Raw genomic sequence first — 21444 nt, forward strand, 5'->3', positions numbered from 1 at the left:
CGCCTGCCCGTGATCCGGTGACCGCTGCGCTGCCCGCACCGCAGCCGCAACCCACACGGGTGCCCTTGCCGATCCCGGAAGGCGATCCACGTTATGAGCGACAGCACGTTCCGCGACCCCGACCAGCCGGTGGCCGCCCGGGTCACCGACCTGCTCCGCCGGCTCACCCTCGACGAGAAGATCGCCCTGCTGCACCAGCATCAGCCCCCGGTCCCCCGACTCGGCCTGCCCGCCTTCCGCACCGGGACCGAGGCGCTGCACGGGGTGGCGTGGCTCGGCCCGGCGACCGTCTTCCCGCAGGCGCTCGGGCTGGGCTCCAGCTGGGATCCGGACCTGCTGCGGCGAATCGGCGAAGCGGTCGGCGACGAGGTACGCGCGTTCCACCACAAGGATCCCGCCAGCGTCGGACTGAACGTGTGGGCGCCGGTGGTCAACCCGCTGCGCGATCCACGGTGGGGCCGCAACGAGGAGGGCTACGCCGAAGACCCCTGGCTGACCGGGGTGCTGGCCACCGGGTACGCCAGCGGGCTGCGCGGTGACCATCCCTACTACCTGCGGACCGCGCCGACCCTGAAGCACTTCCTCGGTTACAACAACGAGACAGACCGGGCCACCACCAGCAGCAACCTGCCGCCCCGGGTGATGCACGAGTACGAGCTGCCGGCGTTTCGCGCCCCGATCGCCGCCGGTGCCGCGGTCGCGGTGATGGCCTCTTACAACCTGGTCAACGGACGGCCGGCACATCTGAGCCCGCTGATCGACGAACAGCTGCGTCGGTGGACCGACGACGACGTCCTGGTCGTCGGCGACGCGGGGGCGGCCACCAACATCGCCGGCGCGCAGGGCTACCACCCGGACCACGTCACCGGCTACGCGGCCGCGCTCCGCGCCGGGATCGACAGCTTCACCGAGGACGATACCGACTCGCTGCCGACCGTCGCGCGGATCACCGAGGCGGTGGTGCGCGGGCTGCTCACCGAAGCGGACGTCGACCGCGCAGTCCGCCGGACCCTCTCCGTCCGGATCCGGCTCGGCGAACTGGATCCACCGGAACGCAACCCGTTCGCGAAGACCGGCGTCGATGTGATCAACTGCCCGGCCCACCAGGACCTGGCCCGGATCGCGGTACGCGAGTCGGTGGTGCTGCTGCGTAACGAACCGACCGAGTCCGGATCCGACCCGGTGCTGCCGCTGGACCCGGGCCGGATCCGGCGGGTCGCGGTGGTCGGACCGCTCGCCGACACCGTCCACACCGACTGGTACGCCGGATCGATGCCGTACGCGGTCACCGCCCGCGCCGGGCTGACCGCGCGGCTGCCGGCGGCGACCGTGACCCACCACGAGGGAGTGGACCGGATCGCGTTGCGGCTCAGCACCTCGGCGACCGTCCTGCGGGTCAGCGGCGAGGCCGCCGGTGGACCGCTGCGGGCCGACAGCACGGCGGTGGGCGGACCGGTGCGGGCTGCCGGGCCGGAGGCGGTGCCGCAGTGCTGCTTCGACGTGTTCGACTGGGGCGACGGGGTGGTCGCGCTGCGCAGCGTCGCCAACGGCCGCTACCTGGCCGCCGGTGACGACGGGGTACTGGTCAACGACCGGTCCGGTCCGGGCGGGTGGGTGGTCAACGAGACCTTCCGGCTGGTCCGCGCCACCGACGGCCGTGCGGCACTGCACCACCTGGCCCGGGACCGCTACGTCACCGTCGGCCCGGACGGGCTGCTGCGGGCCGAGGCCGCCAGCGTCGACACCGCCGCCACGTTCTCCGTCGAACTGGTCACCGACGGCGCCCGGGAGGCGGCGGCGCTGGCCCGCGACGCCGACGTGGCGGTGGTGGTGCTCGGCAACCATCCGATGGTGTGCGGGCGGGAGACCGAGGACCGGGTCGACCTGGCGCTGCCCGCCGCCCAGGCGGCGCTGCTGCGGGCGGTCCGGGACGCGAACCCGCGCACCGTGCTGGTGCTGTCCAGCAGCTACCCGTACGCGGCGGAGTGGGCCGACCGGCACGTCCCGGCGATCGTCTGGTCCGCGCACGGCGGTCAGGAGTACGGCACCGGGCTGGCCGAGGTGCTCTGCGGGGACGCCGATCCGGGCGGCCGGTTGACCCAGACCTGGTACCGGCGTACCGCCGACCTGCCCGACCTGCTCGACTACGACGTGATCGCCTCGGACGCGACGTACCTCTACTTCCGGGGGGAACCGCTGTACCCGTTCGGCCACGGCCTGAGCTACGCCTCCTTCGACTACCGTGACCTGCGGTTGTCGGCCACCGAGGTGGATGCCGACGACACGGTCGAGGTCAGCGTCACGGTGCGCAACACCGGCGCGCGGGCCGGGACCGAGGTGGTGCAGCTCTACACCCGCCAGCGGCACTCCCGGGTCAAGCAGCCGCTGCGCCAACTGCGTGACTTCCGCAAGATCAGCCTCGCGGCGGGGGCGCAGACCACGCTCCGGTTCCGCCTCGCCGCCGCCGACCTGGCGACCTGGGACGTCACCCGGGACCGGCCGGTGGTGGAGAGCGCCCGGCACACCGTGTCGGTCGGCCGGTCCAGCGCCGACCTGGTGGCAACCACCACCCTGACCGTACGGGGTGAACGGATCGGGCCCCGCGACCCGCTGGCCGGACCGTTGTGGGCTGCTGACAATGACGACTACGCCGGCACGGCCCCGGCCGATCATCCCGACGGTCGGGACGCGGTGGGCGCGGCGGAGGACGGTGGTTGGATCGCGTTCACCGACGTCGACTTCGACTCCGGACCTACCGCGGTCACCGCCCGCGTCGCGCACCGGCCGCCCCGGGCTGGAGCCGACCCCGGTGCCGTCGGCCGGGCGGCGGACGGGTCGACCGTCACCCTGCGGCTGGACGATCCGCTGGCCGGCCCGGTCGCCGGTAAGCTTCCGGTACCGGCGACCGGCGGCCGCGACGACTGGGCAGAGGTACGGACGGAGCTGCACGGGCTGCGCGGAACCCGAGACCTGTATCTGCTTTTCAGTACGGCAGGCGCTACGGTGAGCTACCTGAGTTTTGCCGGGTCCGCCACCGACGGTCCGGCGAGGGACATGGATGGAGGAGCCTAGTGTCAACTCCGTCACAGCCGACCGGCGCCGGGCCCGACCCGACGCGGGACCGGACCGGCAAGCGGGCCGACATGGTGACGATCGCCGACGTGGCCCGGCACGCCGGCGTCGCGGTCAGCACGGTGTCCTATGTGCTCAGCGGCAAGCGGGCGATCTCGGCGACCACCCGGGAACGCGTCCTGGCCAGCATCCACGCCCTCGGCTACCACCCGCATGCCGGCGCCCGGGCGTTGGCCAGCCGGCGGGCGAACGTGATCGCCCTGGTGCTGCCGCTGCGCTCCGGGATGCACCTGCCGGTGCTGATGCAGTTTGCCACCAGCGTGGTCACCACCGCCCGGCAGTTCGACCACGACGTACTGCTGGTCACCGCCGACGAAGGGCCGGCTGGGCTGCGGCGGATCGCGGTCAGCGCCATGGTCGACGGCATCGTGGTGATGGACGTGGAGATGCACGACCCACGGGTGCCGCTGCTGCGTGAGCTCGAACGGCCCAGCGTGCTGATCGGTTTTCCGGCCGAGTCCGCCGGTCTGACCTGCGTCGACCTGGATTTCTACCGGGCCGGCGAGGCCTGCGTCGAACATCTCGTCACGCTCGGCCACCGGCAGCTCGCCCTGCTCGGTGCCCCGGCCGTGGTCTACGAACGGGAAACCGGCTTCGCCCACCGGACCCGGGCCGGCTTCACCGAGACGGCGGCCCGCTGCGGCGTCACCGCGGTCGCCCAACCGTCCGAGGAGAACTACGACGCGGTACGCCGCGAACTGGCCGGGCTGCTGCACCGGCACCCGGGGCTCACCGCGCTGGTGGTGCACAACGAGGCTGCGGTCGGGCACGTGCTGGCCGCGTTGCCGACCCTGGGCCGGCGGGTCCCCGACGACATCTCGGTGGTGGCGATCTGCCCGGACGAGGTCGCCGAGCGGGCCGGCCCGGCGCTGACCTCGGTGCTGATCCCGGCTGAGGAGGTCGGTCGGCAGGCAATCAGCCTGCTGATGCGCAAGGTCCAGGGCGACGCGGTGCCGGCCGCGACGCTGCTCGACCCCCGGTTGACCGTCCGGGCCAGCACCGGCCCCGGCCCGGCCGGCGCGATGCCGGGCGGCGAGGCCGGTGACACCGGCGTCGCAGGCACCGGGCCGGAGGCGATGGTGGCGCTTGCCCGCCGTACCGATTCCTGATCAACTCGTCCGCATGGCAGGCGACGCATCCGCGCCGGGCACCACGTCGGGCGCAGGCACCACGGCCGGCGCGCACACCACGGCCGGCGGGCACATGTCGGCGGACGAGTTCCGCCGGGCCGGGCACGCGGTGATCGACTGGATCGCCGACTACTGGCAGACGCTGGAGAAGCATCCGGTGCGACCGTCGGATCCGCCCGGCACGGTCGCCCAAGCGCTGCCGGTGACGCCACCGGAGCACGGCGAGCCGTTCGACCGGATCCTCACCGACCTGGACCGGGTGGTCGTCGGCGGACTCACCCACTGGCAGCACCCCGGCTTCTTCGGCTACTTCCCGGCCAACACCTCGGCCCCGAGCGTGCTCGGTGACCTGGTCAGCGCCGGCCTTGGCGTCCAGGGCATGCTCTGGGCCACCAGTCCGGCCTGCACCGAGGTGGAGACGGTGCTGCTCGACTGGCTGGCCCAGCTGCTCGACCTGCCGCAACGGTTCCGGTCGGGGTCCACCGGCGGCGGCGTCATCCAGGACTCGGCGTCGTCGGCGACGCTGGTGGCCACCCTGGTGGCCCTGCACCGGGCCAGCGGCGGCAGCTGGCGCACGGCGGGCACCACCGCCGGCTACACCGTCTACACCTCGACCGAGGGCCATTCGTCGATCGAGAAGGCGGCCCGGATCGCCGGGGTCGGTGATCAGGGAGTACGGCTGGTCGACGTCGATCCGGTGACGCTGGCGATGCGGCCGGACGCGTTGCGCCGCGCCCTCGACGCCGACCTGGCCGCCGGGCGGCGACCGGCGATCGTCGTCGCGACCGTGGGCACCACCTCGACCACCGCCGTCGACCCGGTCGAACAGATCGGCGCGATCTGCGCCGAGTACGGGGTGTGGCTGCACGTGGACGCCGCGTACGCCGGTGCCGCAGCGGTCTGCCCGGAGCTGCGCTGGACGCACGCCGGGCTGGATCGGGCCGACTCGTACTGCTTCGACCCGCACAAGTGGCTGCTGACCGGGTTCGACTGCGACGCATTCTGGGTGGCGGACCGGGCCGAGCTGGTCGAGGCGCTGACGGTGATGCCAGAGTACCTGCGCAACGCGCTCAGCGACACGGGCACGGTGATCGACTACCGGGACTGGCAGGTGCCGCTGGGTCGCCGGTTCCGGGCCTTGAAGCTGTGGTTCGTGCTGCGCTGGTACGGCGCACAGGGGCTGCGGGCGCACATCCGTTCGGCGGTGGCGCACGCGACCTGGTTCGCCGACCAGGTGCGCGCCGACGACCGGTTCGAGCTCGTCACGCCGGGGCCGTTCTCACTGGTCTGTTTCCGGTTGCGCGGCCAGCCCGACGAGGTCAACTCCGCCCTGCTGGCTGCGGTGAACGCCAGCGGCTCGGTGCTGCTGACCCACACCCGGGTGGCGGGCCGGTTCACCTTGCGGCTGGCGGTCGGCGCGCCGCGTACCGAGCGACGGCACGTCGCCGCCGCCTGGGAGCTGATCGCGGACACCGCCACCGGGCTGCTCGCCGACCAGCGCTGACCGGCGCTGGTCACGACGGGCCGTGCGCAGCACCCGGACGGCCAGCCCGAGGGCCAGCGCCCAGCCGACGACGATCACCGCGTACCCGGTGAACCTCGGGCTCTGGGGCAGGTCGACGGCGCGCATCAGCGACCGGGCGTTGGTCAGCACGATGAGACCGCCGACCGCGGCGCCGAGCAGTTGTGCCGGCACGATCCGCACCAGGTAGGCGGCCAGCGGGGCGGCGAGCAGGCCACCGGCGAGCAGCGCCGCGACGACGGGCAGGACGAAGCCCTGGCCACCGAGCCCGATCAGGAAGCCGGCGCTGGCCGCCGCCGCGACGAGGAACTCCGAGGTGTCCACCGAGCCGATCACCTTGCGCGGCTCCATCCGCCCGGAGACCAGCAGAGACGGGGTGGCGACCGGCCCCCACCCGCCGCCTCCGGTCGCGTCGATGAAGCCGGCGGCCAGCCCGAGCGGGGTGAGGAACCGGCTGCGCAGGGGTCGGCTGACCCGCCGGGCCGGGATCGGCCGGGCGAACCGGATCAGCAGGTACACCCCGAGGGCCAGCAGGATGCCGGCCATCCACGGCCCGGCGGCCTCGGTGGAGACGGAGCTGAGGACGGTGGCACCGGCGAAGGCGCCGACCGCCCCGGGTACGGCGATCCGGCCGACGACCCGCCAGTCGACGTTGCCGAACCGCCAGTGCGCAGTGCCGGAGGCGAGCGTGGTGCCGATCTCCGCCAGGTGCACCGAGGCGCTCGCCGAGGCCGGGGCGATTCCGGCGAGCAGCAGCAGCGTGGTCGAGGTGACGCCGTACGCCATTCCCAGCGCGCCGTCCACCAGTTGGGCGAGCAGTCCGACGAGGGCGAGGACCAGCAACTTTCGCACAGCACACCTACTTGAGATAGCAAACCTATCGGCTTAGCAGAGAATGCGGACGGCCGGTGCTGTTGTCAACCACATCGACGAAGCCGGTCGCGGCCGGTCAGGTCCAGGCGCGTGGGTTGGCGGCGAGATCCCGGATCCGCTCGGGAAGCCGGCCGGTGGCGACGTCGGCGACGGTGACCGACTCGAGGATCTCCCGCTCGCTGGCCCGCAACGCTATCCAGACGTCCTGCAGCGCGACCGCCGCACCCTGGTAGCCGAGCTCCTCCGGCCGGCGGCCCCGCACGTGGGCGAGCGGGCCGTCGATGACCCGGATGAGCTCCGCGAGACTGATCTGCTCGGCCGGGCGGGCCAACCAGTAGCCGCCGTCCGGGCCGCGCTGGGCCTGCACCACGCCGGCCCGGCGCAGCTGCAGCAGGATGCCCTCGAGGAACTTCGGCGGAATGCCCTGAGCCCGGGCGACCTGCTCGGCGGTCAACACGACCCGCGCCGACGCCGCAGCCGCGACCGCCAGCTCGGCGGCGGCCCGCAGCGCGTAGTCGACCCGGGCAGAGAGACGCATACCTCTCAGGTTACGGCACTGTTTCCATTATCGGACCGGCCGACCGACGCCAGCCATCGACCTTGATCGCGGCCGGCCGGGCGGTCGGCCCCGTCACGAGCCGACCCGCCGGACCAGTCCCTCCTGTACGGCGCTGGCGATGTGCCGGCCGTCGCGGGTGAACATCCGACCGGTGGCCAGCCCGCGCCCGCCGGCGGCCGACGGACTCCAGCAGTCGTAGAGGAACCATTCGTCGGCCCGGAACGGCCGGTGGAACCACAACGCGTGGTCCAGGCTGGCCCCGATCACCCCGCCCGGACCCCAGACCTCTCCGTGCACGGACAGGACCGAGTCGAGCAACGTCAGGTCGGAGGCGTAGGTGAGTACGCAGGCGTGCAGCAGCGGATCGTCGGGCAACTTGCCGTCGGCGCGGATCCAGACCCGCTGGTACGGGTCGGCCGGGCGGTCCCCGGGGGCGACCAGACCCGGTGCGCCGACGTACCGCACGTCCATCGGCCGGGGGATCACCGCCCAGACACCGAGCCGCTCCGGATAGCGGGCGAGCCGCTCCACCATGGTCGGCACCGCGTCCGGCGGCGGGACGTCCGGTGGCTGCGGGGCCTGGTGGTCCAGCCCGTCCTCGGGCCGGTGGAACGACGCCGACATGAAGAAGATCGGTTTGCCGTGCTGGTACGCCACCGAACGGCGGACCGAGAAGGACCGGCCGTCGCGGATGTTCTCCACTTCGTAGTCGATCGGCTCGGCGCCGTCGCCGGGGCGGACGAAGTAGCCGTGCAGCGAGTGCACCAGCCGCTGCGGGTCGACGGTCCGCCCGGCGGCGACCAGCGCCTGACCGGCGACCTGGCCGCCGAAGACCCGCTGCGGCCCCACCTTGGGACTCATCCCGCGAAACGCCGACGGCCCGGTCCGGCTCAGGTCGAGCACCTCGAGCAGTTGATCGACGGCGGCCTGCCCGCCGACCGGATCACCGGTCACTGCAACGCCCGGGCCGCCGCGGCGTCGACGAGGCTACCGAGCTGGTGCACCCGCAGCGTGTTGGTGGAGCCGGGGGTGCCGACCGGGCTGCCGGCGACGATCACCACGTACTCGCCGGGATTGGCCCGGCCGAGGCCGAGCAGTGCCTGGTCGACCTGGCGGAACATGTCGTCGGTGTGCTGCACGAACGGCATCAGGAAGGTCTCCACCCCCCAGGAGAGGGCAAGCTGGTCGCGCACCTCGGCGACCGGGGTGAAAGCCAGCAGCGGCAGCTCGCACTGCAGCCGGGAGAGCCGACGCACGGTGTCACCGGTCTGGGTGAAGGCGACCATCGCCTTGGCGCCGATCGCCCGGGCGATCTGCGACGCGGCCGAGGTGAGCGCACCGCCGTGGGTACGGGGGTCGTGCTGCAGCCGGGGCACCGAGATCGAGCCGTGCTCGGTCGTCGTGACGATCTTGGCCATGGTGCTGACCGTGAGCACCGGGTACTTGCCGACGCTGGTCTCGCCAGAGAGCATCACCGCGTCGGTGCCGTCGAGCACCGCGTTGGCAACGTCGGAGGCCTCCGCGCGGGTCGGCCGCGAATTCTCGATCATCGAGTCGAGCATCTGGGTGGCGACGATGACCGGCTTGGCGTTCTCCCGGCACAGCTGCACCGCGCGCTTCTGCACCAGCGGCACCTCGTCGAGCGGCAACTCGACGCCGAGGTCGCCCCGGGCCACCATCACCCCGTCGAACGCGTCGACGATCGCCTCCAGGTGGGTGACCGCCTCCGGCTTCTCGACCTTGGCCAGAACGGGTCGACGAACCCCCTCCTCGTCCATGATCGCGTGGACCAGCTTGATGTCCTCGGGCGACCGGACGAACGACAGGGCGATGAAGTCGGCGCCCAGGCCGAGCGCGAACCGCAGGTCGTCGGTGTCCTTGTCCGACAGGGCCGGCACGCTGACCGCGACGTTCGGCAGCGAGATGCCCTTGTTGTTGGAAACCGGGCCGCCCTCGACCACCAGCACCCGGATGTCGTTGCCGTCCACCGCACTGACCTCGACGGCCACCTTGCCGTCATCGATCAGCAGCCGGTCCCCGGGACGAACCTCCTGGGGCAGTTTGCGGTAGGTGCAGGAGACCCGCTCCCGGCTGCCGAGGACGTCGTCGCTGGTGATGACGACCGAGTCGCCGGTGCGCCACTCGTGCGGCCCGTCGGCGAACCGGCCGAGACGGATCTTGGGGCCCTGCAGGTCGGCCAGCACGGCGACCGCCCGGCCGGAGGCCTGGGCTGCCTCCCGGACCAGCTGGTACACCTGCTGGTGGTCCTCGTGGCTGCCGTGGCTGAAGTTCAGCCGGGCCACATCCATGCCCGCTTCGACGAGCCCGCGGATACGCTCCGGGGACGCGGTCGCGGGGCCAAGCGTACAAACGATCTTTGCGCGGCGTGTCACGCCCATGAGGCTAGTCTCTCCCCTGAACCGGCCGATCGGCCGACCCTGTCTGATGTCCGAACGGAAGTGCCCACCAGCGCTCGGCGCTCCGCGAGACATCGTACTGGTGGGTGGAACCGTGACGGTGGACCGGCGGGCATCGACGACCGCGCCCTCAGGGTAGCGCGGTAGTTGACCATCGCGGTACGCCCGGACGGCCGACGCCCAGACGTTCGGGGTTCATTCGCCGAACCGTCACATAGATCCGGTTAACTGGTCACCACACGACCGGAGGGTGGCACGGTGACACAGCGGGTACGGACACGAACAGTGACCGCTCTGGTGGCGATGATCGCCACCGGTCTGACGGCGGGGCTGGCGCCCGGGACAGCGACGGCAGGCGGCAGGCAGGGCGACGAGCGCGGCGGCGTCCGGTTCGCCACCTTCAACGCCTCGCTCAACCGGAGCGTCGACGGCGGCCTGGTGGCCGACCTGTCCACCCTGGGCGACCGGCAGGCCGCCAACGTCGCCGAGGTGATCCAACGGGTCCGCCCCGACGTGCTCCTGATCAACGAGTTCGACCACGACGCCGAGGGGCGGGCCGTCGAACTGTTCCAGCGCAACTACCTGTCCCGCGGGCAGGGCGGGGCCCGGCCGATCCACTACCCGTACCGGTTCAGCGCCCCGTCGAACACCGGCGTACCGTCCGGGCACGACCTCAACCGCGACGGTACGGTCGGCGGCCCGGATGACGCGTACGGCTTCGGGCTGTTCCCCGGCCAGTACGGCATGGCGGTCTACTCGCGCCACCCGATCGACCGGCGGTCGCTGCGCACCTTCCAGACGTTCCGCTGGCGTGACATGCCGGGGGCGCTGCTGCCGGACGACCCGGACACCCCGGAGCCCGCCGACTGGTACTCCCCCGAGGCCCTCGCGGACGTACGGCTGTCGTCCAAGAGCCACTGGGATGTGCCCGTGCGGATCGGCCGACGCACCGTGCATCTGCTGGCCAGCCACCCCACGCCGCCGGTCTTCGACGGTCCGGAGGACCGCAACGGCCGGCGCAACCACGACGAGATCCGGTTCTGGGCCGACTACGTCACCCCGGACCGGTCCGGCTACATCTACGACGACCGGGGCCGCCGCGGCGGGCTACGCCCGGGTGCCCGGTTCGTCATCGCCGGTGACCTCAACTCCGACCCGTACGACGGCGACAGCATCCCGGGATCGGCCCAGCAGGTCACCGGGCATCCGCTGGTCGACGACCGGCGGCCGCCGACCAGCGCGGGCGGGCCGGCGGCCAGCCAGCGCCAGGGCGGGGCGAACCTGACCCACGAGGGCGACCCCCGCTACGACACCGCCGACTTCGCCGACGGCACGCCGGGCAATCTGCGGGTCGACTACCTGCTGCCCAGCCGCCGACTGCGCACGGCGGGCAGCGGGGTGTTCTGGCCGACGCCGGAGGATCCGCTGTTCCGGCTGGTCGGCGACTACGACCCCGCGCTGCCCGGCGGGTTCCCGACCTCGGACCACCGGCTGGTCTGGCTCGACCTGCGCTGCTGAGCGGCGGCGCCGAGCGGTCAGTCGGTGCCGGTGGCGGCGAGCGATCCCGGTGGGCGGGCGTCGCGGGAGGCGATCGCGTTCATCGGGATCTGCGCCGCGCGCACCCCCATGTCGAGCCGGGCCCGCTGGTAGAACTGCGCCCGGGCACGGCGGTAGTCGGCGAACCCGGTGCGCCAGGTCTGTTCGTCGACCGGTTCCTCACCGGTGGCGAACCCCTCCAGCCGCCACAGCGTTTCCGTGAGGGCCTGCGCGGCGGCGATGGTCGGCCCGTCGGCGAGCAGCAGGATCGACTCGAAGCACACGGACCGGTCTGACTCAGCCTGTCCGAGCCGGGCCAGCCCTTCCTCGCGGTCGATCGGGCTGATCGCGGTGACCAGACCGCGGCTGGCCAGCACCCGCGAGGTGAGCAGGGCGATCTGCTTGGCGGTGGCGGCGAATTCGACGTACCCGGCGAGCCGCCGCTCGTCCCACCGCACGGATTGTTCCCGGCGCCACCGGTTGCGCTCGGTGATTCCGGTGCCGACGTAGGTGAGCACCCCGCCGACGACCACCGCGAGGATGGTCGGCAGATGTTCCAGCAGAGACATCGCACTCTCCGTCGCATGGCCGGGCTTCAGGGTAGGAAGCCGGCACAAGCCCGTGTGCCGACCGCTCGCCCCGGTCCCCCGCAATCTCCGCTTGCTCCCGCCTTACGCTGTAAGTTAATCTGCCTTACAGCGTAAGATCGACCGGTCGCGTCTACGGACGCCCGGCGGACGAGAAGGGGGATCTCTCATGAGCGATCTGGTCCGCACGGCGCGGCTGACCGGCGTGTTCTATCTGGGACTCGGCGTCACCGCCATGCTCGGTTTTCTGGTCGTCCGACCCCAGCTGTTCGCCGCCAGCGACCCCGCCGCGACACTGGGCAACCTGGTCGGGCACGACATGCTCGCCCGCGTCGGCGTCGCGCTCGAGCTGGGCGTCGTCGTCACCCAGGCACTCGCCGCCGTCTGGTTCTACCGCCTCTTCCGCACCGCCGACCCGGTCGCCGCCGGCAGCATCGGCGCGTTCGGTCTGGTCAACGCGGTGGCGATCATGGGCAGCGCGGCGATGCTCGCCACGGCCGGCGAGGTCGCGGCCGAGCCGATCGGCGACGCCGCAACCACCGTCCAGACCCTCTACCTGGTCAGCGACAACCTGTGGGGGGTCGGCAACCTGTTCTTCGGGCTCTGGCTCATCCCGATGGGCACCAGTGTGCTCCGGTCACGCTGGATGCCGCAACCGCTCGGCTGGGTGCTCGTCGGTGGCGGAATCTGCTACCTCGCGAGCGGATTCCTGCGCTACCTCGCGCCCGACGCCCGGATCGTCGCCGACCTGCTCGTGGCGCCGGCCACCGTCGGGGAAATCTGGATGATCGGCTACCTGCTGACCGTCGGCGTCCGGCGACAGGTGCCGTCGCGGGTGTTGCCGCACCGTCAGGGCGGGTAGGCGAAGATTGCAGCGGATCACGTGCGACGCCGCGATCGGGCCCGACGAGGTGCGGAGAGCTGGCGAGGAGAGCTTCATCGGCAACGGGCAGTTCCTCAAGTCGATGATCCCGCACCACTCGCGGGCGATCCTGGTATGCGAGCGGTCGGACATCACCGACCCGGAAATCATCGAGCTGTGTGGACAGATCGTCGAGACGCAGCAGGAGGAGATCGACCAGATGAAGCAGATCCTGCAGCGGTACGAATGAGTCACCTCCGCGCGGCGCTCGGCGTCGTCCTCGCTGTCGTCGCCATCGGGGCGGGCACCCTGGCGGCCTGCACCGCCGACCCGCCGGAAGCCGATACCGGCCCGCCCGCCACCAGCGGCGCCGACCCGGTCGACCAGCGGTCAGCGGCGCCGCCGCCGGTCGCGCCCGCTCCGACGATCGCACCGCTGCCCGGCCCAATGGCCGACGCCCGGCCCGTCGCCTCGGTGGCCGCCACCAGCGGCCCGGTCTCGGTCGGCACGGTCGAGGTCCCGCCCGGCCGGTTGTCGGTCAGCCTCGACTGCGTCAGCGGCGGCCGCGGGGATGCCGCCGCCGCCAGCGGCGCGGCCGACCTCGCGGTGTTCCTCGACCCGGAGATGCGGTTCGAGCTGCAGTGCCCCGCCGACGAGGTGACGATGACCCGCAACGTCGACCAGGACCACCCGGGCGGTCCGGTCACCATCCGGGTCGAGGCCGGCGCGGACGTGCGGTGGAACCTGCTGGTCGAGCATCAGCCGGGCTAGGCTGCACCGGTGAACGGGTGCGTGTTCTGCCGGATCATCGCCGGGGAGTCCCCCGCGTGGCGGGTAGCCGACTCCCCCACCGGGGTGGCGTTCCTGGACACCCGGCCGGTGTTCCCGGGCCACGTGCTGATCAGCCCGCGCCCGCACGTGGTCACCCTGACCGACCTGCCGCCGGCCGATCTGGCCGGGTACTTCTCACTGGTGCAGCGGGTCGCGGCGGCGGTCGAGGCTGGCCTGGACGCGGGCGGCACCTTCGTCGCGATCAACAACCGGGTGTCCCAGTCGGTGCCGCACCTGCACACCCACGTGGTGCCCCGGACCAGGGGCGACGGGCTGCGCGGCTTCTTCTGGCCGCGCCGGCGCTACGCCGACGACGTCGAGGCCCGGCGGTACGCCGAACGGGTCGCCGCCGCGTTACCTCCCGGGCCGGATCTGCCGTGAAGCCGCCCTCGTGATCAGGCGGAGCGACGCGCGGAGTCAGCCTCGCCCGATATCCGGCAGTATATATAGACGTGCATATATTGACCTGGTGCGTGGACCCGACGGACCGCCCGGTCCCACGCCGGGTGGTACGGGAGTGGGGCCGGGCGGCGGATGGTCACCAGCGAGCCGTTATCCGGACCACCGTGTACGGCAGCACCGGGTCGGTCGCCCCGTACTGGAAGTTGACCAACAGCAGGTCGCGGCCGTCGAACGCGGCCGTCGACGGGCCGTGCAGCCGGGGGTCGGTGACCCGGGCCAGCAGCGTGGCCCGGGTGGCGTGGCGGTGCAGCCGCAGCACGTTGACCGTGTCGCCGTTCCCGTCGATGTTGCTGACCGCGTACAGCAGGTCGCCCCGGATCAGCAGGCCGTCGCCGTGCACCGCCGCGCCGCCCAGGTCGATCGCGGAGACGGTACGCCGCCGCAGGTCGACGCGGTGCAGCGCGCCGTCGTTGTAGTCCGCGACGATCAGATACCGCTGGTCCGGGGTGACCACCAGTCCGTTGAGGTTGAACCCGTCGTCGTAGTCGATGCCGGTGCCCCGCAGGTCGACGAACGGCCGCAGCGGCGCGGTCGCCCCGACGCCGCCACGCAACTGCCCGGCGGTGATCCGGTACAGGGTGGGCTGAAACGAGTCGGTCACGTAGACGTCGCCGTTGGCGGCCAACGCGACGTCGTTGAGCATCGAGTTCGAAGTGGCGGTGGCGAAGCGGTGCAGCAGGTCGCCGCTGCGGGTGTCGTACACCCAGACGTAGCCGGTGCCGCCGCCGGCGACGATCAGCCGGCCTGCCCGGTCGACCTTCATGCCGCCGGCGGTGGTCCGGCCGTCGGCATCGTCGCCGGCCAGCCAGACGGTGGTACGTGGGGAGCGAACGTCGCCCCGGTAGATCCGCCCGTCGGTGAGGCTGCTGACGTAGAAGTACGGGCCGCGCGGGTCGCGGGCGATGCCTTCCGGGTAGGCATCGTCGCCGGCCAGCACGTAGCTGCCCGGCCGCTGGTGGTGCTGGTGGTGCTGGTGGTGCTGGTGCGCTTGCGCCGAGCCGGCGTGAAATGCGATCGGTGCGGCCGCGGCGGGAGCTGCGGGTGCCGCCGGCCCAGCGGCGAGTACGCCGGACGTCGCGGCGACGGCGGCCGCGACGAGCAGTCGAGATGTGTGCACTGTGTCCCTTCCGGTGGTCGGTCGATTCGAGCCTGACCGGCGGGAACGACCCGCAACAAGATCACCTGAGTATGTCGGGATACCGTGCCGGTATGTCGGTCGAGCTGCGCGTCATGCGGTACGTCGTCGCCGTCGCCGAGGAGGGCAGCTTCGAGAGCGCGGCGCGCCGACTGCACATGGCGCAGCCGCCGCTGAGCCGACAGATCCGCGACCTGGAGCGGCAGCTCGGCGTACCACTGTTCGAGCGTCGGCCGACTAGGCTGACCGACGCGGGGGCGGCGTTCGTGGCGTCCGCCCGGCGGCTGCTCGACGACGCCGACTCGGTGGTCCGGGCGGCCCGGGCCGCCGGGCAGGGTCAGATCGGGACGGTGCGGATCGGGTTGGTCGCCAGCGCCACGTCGCAGGTGCTGCCGCGCCTGCTAGCGGCGGTACGGGCCGCCCATCCGCAGATCACCGTACGGACGCGGGAGGCGTGGCCGGCCGAGCTGGACGCCGGGCTGCGGGCCGGCCGGTTCGACCTGGTGCTTTCCCGGGGGATGCCGGGCTACCAGGACCTGGACCGCCAGACGGTACGCCGGGAGCCACTGGTAGCGGTGGTCGACGCCGGACATCCGCTGGCCGGGCGTACCGCTGTCGGGTCGGACGCGGTGGGGCCGGACACGGCCGGGTCGGAGACGGTCAGGTCGGACGCGGTCGGGTTGGCCGACCTGGCCGGCGGCCGGCTGAGTCTGCCGCCGGAGGAACTGACGCCCGGCTACCGGTCGGCGATCCTGGCCGCCTGCGCCCGCGCCGGGGTGGTCGTCGAGGTGGTCGACTGCGAACAGGTGGGGTGGCGCCGGATCGGGCTGGCCGACGTCGACGGTTTCGCCCTGGTACCCCGATCGCTCACCCAGTTACCCACAGTGGACGGGGTGGTGCTCCGGCTGACCGACGAGCTTCCCGCCCCTGATCTGGAGCTGGTGTGGCGGCGGGACGCCACGTCACCGGCCGGACTGGCCGTCGCCCGGCTCGCCCACGACCTTCATTGATCATCGAACGGGGCCGCTCAGCTGTCCGACGACCGACGGGTGACCGCGCGGGCCAGCGGCGAAACCTTCGTCAACCGGGCCGAGGCGGCGGCGGTGAGCGCCTTACGGCCGTAGGTCTGCAGGGTCGCCCGGTAGACGGCCTCCGGCTGGTGCCAGCCGAGGACGCTGGCGTGCCCGGCCATCACCTGCGCGAGTTCGGCGGGCGGCACCTCCTCCAAGGTGCGTGGACCGAGCGCCCGGGGCAGCGCCGGCGGTTGATGGGCGAGCCGGTAGGTGCTCGGCTGGACTCCGGACTCACCGAGGGGGTTGTCCCGGACGAGCAGACCTCTGCGTACCACTGCGGTGACCACCTTGTTGATCGCGCTCGCCGAGGCCCGGCCGACGCGCTTACCACCGGCCGCATGCACGTACGCGGTCTGCAGCCGCTCGCCGGTCATCGGGCCTTCGCAGGCGACGATGGCGAGAATGGCCTCCTGCATCCCGGGCGGCGGCGGAGTCTCGGCGCGCGGGGCGTCGCCCTGGAAGATCTCGTACGGCTTGAGCCCAGGCGCCGGGTCCGAATCCCGCTCGGCGGGTTCCACCGGACCGACCGGCTCCACCTGCTCGACGGGTTCCACCGGACTGACTGGTTCCGCCTGGCTGACTGGTTCGCGCGCCGGTTCGGCTGCCGCTGCCCAGCCGGACGGGCGGATACCCCGCCGGTCCAGCGCCGCCCGCAGATCCTGCAACACCGCCGCTTCATCGACGACGAACGACGACTGCGGGATACGGAAGAACTCCCAGCCGCAGCGCTCCAGTTCCCGCTGCCGGGCCATGTCGGCCTCGTAGCGGTCGGGCCCGTGCCAGGCGTCGCCGTCGCACTCGACCGCGAGCCGTCCGTTCGGACCTATCACCACCAGGTCGATGAGATAGCCGATCGCCTCGAACTGCGGCACGACGGTGAAGCCGGCGGCGACGAGCCGGTTGTAGACACGCTGCTCGAACAGTGAGTCGAAGGGTGCGACCCGGCGGTCCTCGGGCACCTCGGTCGGCAGTCGGGTGCCGTCGTGCTCGCTCGGGCGGGCGGTCACGCCGTAGCAGTAGTCGAGCAGCTGGTAACGCATGTCCTCGGGATTGCCGAGGTCGCTGAGTCGGACCGAGTGGAAGACCCACATCTGGTCCTTGGCGCGGGAGGCGGCGACGTTGTAGCGCTGCACGTACATCTCGGCTATGGCGGCACCGATCCGTACGCCGTCCTCCATCGCCGCGACCATGCTGAGGAACACGACGTCGCGTTCGGATCCCTGGAAATCGGCGGAGTCGCCGCACCGCAGCTCCCGGCGCTCCCATTCCGCCGGATCGAGCTGTTCCAGCAGCAGCCGTTCAATCCGCTTGGCCTGATGGACTCCCTGCAGCGAGATCACGCCGAAGGTCAGACCGTCGTAGCGGGGGTCCTGCGCACAGGCCACGATCTGCGCGACGACCGCCTCGGCCTCCGGCGGGTTGACCTTGTTGCTGGTGCCGCTGACATAACCGTTCCCGACGTGCACCGGCCGGATCGGTTCGAGGCGGTCGGCCCCGTACTGACGGACGGGGATCAGCCGGATGTTCTCCGGCTCGTACGCGATCCGGTTGGAGAAGTTGATGATCTCCGGAACGCAGCGGCGGTGTTCGGTCAACGGAATCAGGCCGCTTAACCGCATCTTGGCCTCGTCGAACAGGCTTCGCTTCGGGTCCTGCCACGACGCCCGGTACGGGTCGTCGCCGAGGTACTGGTCCGCGAGGTCGCGCAGATGTTGCTGGTCGACGCCGACCCCGCTCGGTGAGACCTGCTTGTCGTCGCCGATCACCACGATCTTCGGCGCCAGGTACTGCAGGAACGTCGCGGCCAGCCCCGCCTGTGACGCCTCGTCCACGACGACGACGTCGAACATGTCCGGCTGCACCTGCAGCTGTTCCGCGATCCGGTAGATCGGCATGATCCAGACCGGTACCGACGGGCGGCAGCGGTCCATGGCCTGGCGGATCTCGGCGCGACGCTGATGGGCGTACTTGCCGGTGCCCTTGCCGAGCCCTCGCACGAGTTGGCCGTACTGCTGCAGGTTGGCCCGGGCGGAGCCGCTGATCCGGTCCGGCGAGGCGGCATGTCGCCAGGCGCGGGCGGCGGCCAGCTCCTCGACGTGGCCCCGGATCCGGCCCTCGAGCTCACCGATCTCGGCCTGCAGCCGGTTGAGATCGGTGATCTGCCGGTCGGCGAGCCACGCGCCGACGACCGCCCAGGCCCAGGCGTCGTCCCAGCCGTCGAGGCGCTCGTCCCATCTGTCATCGGCGCAGTCGGTGACGACGGCGTCGTGCAGGCGGGGCGCCACCGCCCGCAGCCGGGAACCGAGCGCGTCCCGACGGTCGACGAGTTCACGCACCTGGGTCAGTCGCGTGAGCCGAGCGACAGCGGCGGCGTACCTGCCCACGTCCCGGGCGGCGACCGCCTCCACCAGCTCGCGCAGCGGTGCAGCGGCGGTCGGCTGATGGCTCAGCGCGACGACCGGCTCCCCGATGGCGTTCACGGCGGTCCGGGTCCGCGCCAGGTGGTCGGCGGCGGCGGCCGAGTCCACCAACGCGGCGTAGGCCCGTACTGCCGAAAGATCCGACCACTGTGGGCGGGGTAGCTGTGCGGCCGCCAGCCGGTGCTCCTGGTCGGTCAGCCCGGCGCCGAGCGCGAGAACCCGCTGCAGTTGGCTCAGCTCGGTCTGGTGCCAGGTCAGCCGTTCCTGGAAGGTGTCCTCGGGCGGGACGACGACGGTGGCCGGCCAGGCGCGGTCGGCAGCGGTCAGCAGCCGGGTGGCCTGTGCCCAGGCGAGGAACGCGTTGACGGCCTCGACCGTGGTCGGCGGGCGACCGTCCACGCGGACCCGGCTGAACAGCTCCCGAGCCGCCTTGACCGGCTTGGCGGCGAGCAGGTTCAGCACCGGCGTGCCGTCGGCTGCGAGCTTGACCCTGCCGCCGGCCGCCAGGTGCTCGCGCAGGTGGTTGGCGAGCGACACGAGTTGGGCGACGTCCGGCCCGGCCTGGGGCACGCCGCCGGCCTGCACGCCGGTGACCTGCACGTCGGTGATGCCGAGGTAACGCACCTGCGGTTCGGCCTGTGCCACCAGTTGCCGCAGTTGCGCGGCCCGGTTGTGCCACAGCTGTCCCCGGCCGCAGGTCACGTCGGCCAACGCGTCGGCCATCCACGGTTCGCGTCGTCGCGCCAGGTCGTCGGCGGTGTCGGCGAGGCGGTGCAGATCCTGCTGCAGCGCGGTCCGGGCCGCCGGAGGCAGCGCTCTGACCACCGCGTACGCCGGATGTTGCCGGCTGTCGTGCCGCGCGTCGTGGGCGGCGCGGGCCTGTTGTTCGGCGGTGACGGCAGCGGCGAAGTCCGCTGGCGGGGCCAGCCGCGCGGGGTCGGCCAGCGTGGCCCGCGACGACGCTTCGTCCGCGATCAACTGCTGGTCGCGCAGCAGCCGCAACCACTCAATGATCTCGGTTCGGGTCAGCGGGGGCTCGTCACCGGGTGCTGCCGGTGCCCACGGATGAATCCACCCGTACCGTTCTCCGGCGTGGCGGTGCGCCTCGGCGATCGCGGCCAGCGTGCCCCGGTACGGTCCCCGTTCGTGCCGGACGACTTCGGCGGCCCGCACGTCGACCAGCCGTTCGTGCAGTTGGGCACGCTGACGCCGGAGTTGGTCGATCGCGTCGAGGTGCCGGGTGATGGTCAGGTCGGACTCGTCGGCGTCGAAGTCGATGGCATGCTGCGAGATCGTGTTGACCGCGACCTTCAGGTCCGCCATGTCCTCCCTGGACGCGCCGACGACCGCGACCGACAGCGGCCGGATCGCCTCCGGGAGCTTTGTGCGCACCTCCTTGAGCGCACGATCGGTCTGCGCGGTGACCAGGACCCGCTTGCCCTGGGCGAGCAGATGGCTGAGCAACGCGGCGGCGGTGTGTGTCTTGCCCGTGCCGGGCGGGCCCTGCACCAGGGTCTGCGCGTGCCGATCCACCTGCTGAAGGATCTTCAGTTGCTTGTCGTTCACCGGCAGCGGCAGGTAGAACTCGTCGTCGACGGCGACCACCGCGCCGGGCGTCGGGTCGGTCACGGTCACCGGACGGTGATCCGGATCCACCAGCGGCAGGATCCCCTCCGGCACGAAAGCCGCGTCGATCAACTGCTTGCGGATGCGCTCCAGCACCTCGACCAGCCCGTGGCTGCGCCGACGCAGGACGATCGCGGGCGCCAGGGTCACCTCGGGCCGCGCGGGACCGCCGCTGCCGGGCAGTTCCGTCTCGAGGTAGCCGCCGTCCGGGTCGAGGCTGTGCGCCACGCGTTGCAACAGCTCGCCGATCGTCGCCACGTTCAGCGGATGGTCGGCGAAGGTCCGTGCGGTTTCCCGGACCTCGCCGATGTGCCGCGACCGCGTCAGGTGCGAATCCAGCATGTCGAGTTCGAGGCGCAGCGGGTCGGCCGATTCGGCGGCGTTGACGTGCAGTGTGCCGGTTACCGGGTCGAGGTCGATCGTGACCGGTACGGTGAGCAGGTGTCGCCGTACGGCCGGATGGTCGGCTGGCTTCCAGGTGAGGCATCCGACGGCGAGGACCAACTCCTTCTCTTCGGGATTACTCGCCGCCGCCGCTTGCATCGAGAAGAGCGTGCCGTACGCCTCACGCACCGGCTGATCGACGCGTTCCCGCTCCGCCCAAGTCTCCCAGCGGATCAGCCAGGCCCGGTAGGCGTCCTCGATGTCGGGGTGCTCAGCCAGACGAAACACCGCAGGGTTGCCGTCGACGTCCGGCTCCCCGTCCGGATCCGGAACTTCCACCTTGAGCTGCGGGGTGATCTGTGGATCGTCGATGCCTGCGGTCAACCAGCGGCGCAGCGCCTCGCCGACGGCGGGCGGTCGGACCAGATCGATCCGGTCGATGTGCCCGACCTCGTCGCCCGGCTCCGGCGTCGCGCCCCAGTGCGCGAAGTGCACGGCGGAGTGTCGTGGCATTCTCCGCGTCCAGGCGACCTCCTCGTAACTGTCGACCGTGCGGGGCGCCGAGACGACCGACTGCTGTGCCCGCGCCAGGAACTCGAAGAGTCGCACCGCCCGATCGAGGCGGTTCGCCGCAGAGGACGTCAAGATACGGTTTCCTAATGAGTTCTGGGAGTGAGCCATCCGGCAAACTCCTGGTGGGTAGGTAGCCGCCAGCCGGTGAGCACTCCGGGTTCCTGGACGTCGAGTCCTGACGAAAGATCGTGCCCCGGCTGGTCGGTGTGGAGAGTTGATCGCTGATGGGATGTCGTGCCCGCCCGGTCGCGGCGTGAGCACTGCTTCATTAGGTCGCTGATGGTTCTCCTCCTGGCTACCAGCGGTGATCGACTCAATAGGC

The 21444-nt window shown here is 71.9% G+C and carries 15 protein-coding genes and 1 pseudogene; 9 read left to right on the forward strand and 7 right to left on the reverse strand.

Going from position 1 to position 21444, the window contains the following annotated elements:
- Positions 1-93: 93 nt before the first annotated feature.
- The 3 genes and pseudogenes from O7610_RS10130 to O7610_RS10140 form a co-directional block, all read left to right on the forward strand.
- Complete coding sequence (locus O7610_RS10130) at positions 94-3072, forward strand: glycoside hydrolase family 3 C-terminal domain-containing protein (RefSeq protein ID WP_289213122.1); 2979 nt, start codon at positions 94-96, stop codon at positions 3070-3072.
- Positions 3072-4241, forward strand: coding sequence for a LacI family DNA-binding transcriptional regulator (locus tag O7610_RS10135; protein WP_281550489.1), 1170 nt, complete (start codon positions 3072-3074; stop codon positions 4239-4241). Before O7610_RS10130 ends, O7610_RS10135 begins: the two co-directional genes overlap by 1 nt.
- 94 nt (positions 4242-4335) lie before the next feature.
- Positions 4336-5505, forward strand: a pseudogene (locus O7610_RS10140) (pyridoxal phosphate-dependent decarboxylase family protein); the annotation flags it as partial.
- 36 nt (positions 5506-5541) lie between these two features.
- Here the strand turns inward: O7610_RS10140 and O7610_RS10145 are convergent.
- From O7610_RS10145 to pyk, 4 genes are all read right to left on the reverse strand, one after another.
- The gene (locus O7610_RS10145; RefSeq protein ID WP_281567313.1) at positions 5542-6636 is read right to left on the reverse strand and encodes a sulfite exporter TauE/SafE family protein; all 1095 of its coding nucleotides are present in this window, start codon (positions 6634-6636) and stop codon (positions 5542-5544) included.
- Positions 6637-6733: 97 nt separating this feature from the next.
- The gene (locus O7610_RS10150) at positions 6734-7195 is read right to left on the reverse strand and encodes an RrF2 family transcriptional regulator (protein WP_281550491.1); all 462 of its coding nucleotides are present in this window, start codon (positions 7193-7195) and stop codon (positions 6734-6736) included.
- A gap of 93 nt (positions 7196-7288) precedes the next feature.
- Complete coding sequence (locus O7610_RS10155; RefSeq protein ID WP_281550492.1) at positions 7289-8170, reverse strand: acyl-CoA thioesterase; 882 nt, start codon at positions 8168-8170, stop codon at positions 7289-7291.
- Positions 8167-9615, reverse strand: a complete 1449-nt coding sequence (gene pyk, locus O7610_RS10160) for a pyruvate kinase (protein ID WP_281550493.1) — start codon at positions 9613-9615, stop codon at positions 8167-8169. Before pyk ends, O7610_RS10155 begins: the two co-directional genes overlap by 4 nt.
- A 303-nt stretch (positions 9616-9918) precedes the next feature.
- Here pyk and O7610_RS10165 point away from each other — a divergent pair, with 303 nt between their 5' ends.
- A complete protein-coding gene (locus O7610_RS10165) occupies positions 9919-11151 on the forward strand; it encodes an endonuclease/exonuclease/phosphatase family protein (protein WP_281550494.1) in 1233 nt (410 codons plus the stop codon).
- 17 nt (positions 11152-11168) lie between these two features.
- On the opposite strand, the gene O7610_RS10170 is transcribed toward O7610_RS10165, so the two are convergent.
- Complete coding sequence (locus O7610_RS10170) at positions 11169-11738, reverse strand: hypothetical protein (protein ID WP_281550495.1); 570 nt, start codon at positions 11736-11738, stop codon at positions 11169-11171.
- 187 nt (positions 11739-11925) lie between these two features.
- On the opposite strand from O7610_RS10170, the gene O7610_RS10175 reads away from it, so the two are divergent.
- The 4 genes from O7610_RS10175 to O7610_RS10190 are packed head-to-tail and all read left to right on the forward strand — an operon-like array spanning position 11926 to position 13830.
- Positions 11926-12618 (forward strand): DUF4386 domain-containing protein, encoded by a 693-nt coding sequence (locus O7610_RS10175; protein ID WP_289213123.1) that lies wholly within the window; start codon positions 11926-11928, stop codon positions 12616-12618.
- 7 nt (positions 12619-12625) lie between these two features.
- A complete protein-coding gene (locus tag O7610_RS10180) occupies positions 12626-12868 on the forward strand; it encodes a DUF305 domain-containing protein (RefSeq protein ID WP_289213124.1) in 243 nt (80 codons plus the stop codon).
- A complete protein-coding gene (locus tag O7610_RS10185) occupies positions 12865-13389 on the forward strand; it encodes a hypothetical protein (RefSeq protein WP_281550498.1) in 525 nt (174 codons plus the stop codon). Before O7610_RS10180 ends, O7610_RS10185 begins: the two co-directional genes overlap by 4 nt.
- Positions 13390-13398: 9 nt before the next feature.
- Positions 13399-13830 (forward strand): HIT family protein, encoded by a 432-nt coding sequence (locus tag O7610_RS10190; protein WP_281550499.1) that lies wholly within the window; start codon positions 13399-13401, stop codon positions 13828-13830.
- 157 nt (positions 13831-13987) lie between these two features.
- Here O7610_RS10190 and O7610_RS10195 read toward each other — a convergent pair whose 3' ends face one another.
- Positions 13988-15028, reverse strand: coding sequence for an SMP-30/gluconolactonase/LRE family protein (locus O7610_RS10195; RefSeq protein WP_289213125.1), 1041 nt, complete (start codon positions 15026-15028; stop codon positions 13988-13990).
- Positions 15029-15120: 92 nt separating this feature from the next.
- On the opposite strand from O7610_RS10195, the gene O7610_RS10200 reads away from it, so the two are divergent.
- Positions 15121-16056, forward strand: coding sequence for a LysR family transcriptional regulator (locus O7610_RS10200; RefSeq protein WP_281550501.1), 936 nt, complete (start codon positions 15121-15123; stop codon positions 16054-16056).
- Between the two features lie 17 nt (positions 16057-16073).
- Here the strand turns inward: O7610_RS10200 and O7610_RS10205 are convergent, their stop codons facing one another.
- Positions 16074-21158, reverse strand: coding sequence for a PDDEXK-like endonuclease domain-containing protein (locus O7610_RS10205; protein ID WP_289213126.1), 5085 nt, complete (start codon positions 21156-21158; stop codon positions 16074-16076).
- Between the last annotated feature and the right edge of the window lie 286 nt (positions 21159-21444).

It is taken from the genome of Solwaraspora sp. WMMA2065 (assembly GCF_030345075.1).
Classification (GTDB): domain Bacteria; phylum Actinomycetota; class Actinomycetes; order Mycobacteriales; family Micromonosporaceae; genus Micromonospora_E.